1 pseudogene is annotated in these 669 nt (G+C 32.9%); it reads right to left on the bottom strand.

From position 1 onward, the window contains the following. A pseudogene (locus BABA_RS02510) lies at positions 1 to 651 on the bottom strand (Eco57I restriction-modification methylase domain-containing protein); the annotation flags it as partial. Between the last annotated feature and the right edge of the window lie 18 nt (positions 652 to 669).

Here is a 669-nt window from a genome sequence, read left to right on the forward strand (position 1 = left end):
TTCGTTGCTATCTGACTTAACATAAAGAACAACATTAACAATTTTGTATTCCTTTCCAAAAATCCGATGTTCATTAAGTAATTTTTCGAAAGCGTTCGCTTCTTTAACTCCGGGTAATAACCATAATGTATGCCGTAATTCATCACGATATTGTTTAGTTGAAAAGGGGTAATTAGTGTTACTATCTTGATTAGTAATATTATCTAAGAATGCATTAATATCAACTTTATGAACAAACTCATTGTTGTCATTCACACGGAAAAATTCACGGAAATTAAAGGATCTTGAATCATCTAAAAAGCGTTCTTTATTTTTCATCTCAAACGTAAACATATTAACTTTTGGTAATGATTCATATGGATTTTTCTCTGTCGGATGTTCAAATGAGTAACGGAGTTTCGCCAATTGTTCCATTGGGTAATCCCATGTATAAACAGATTCCTCACTGTACTGATCTTGAATATTGAACGGAGTTCCGCTCAATGATAAAATTTTTGTGTTGTCTTTTTCAAGTGATTTCAATACATTATCTGCAAGCTCAGTCTGTGTCCCTTCATGTGCTTCGTCAATGATAATTAAATCCCAATCAACATCAGTAAATTCTCTTAAATTTACTTTTCCTCCGCCATATCGGAGCTTTTGAATAGACACAAGTTTGCCGTCTTCAAA

The sequence above is a fragment of the Neobacillus bataviensis LMG 21833 genome (assembly GCF_000307875.1).
Lineage (GTDB): Bacteria > Bacillota > Bacilli > Bacillales > Cytobacillaceae > Neobacillus > Neobacillus bataviensis.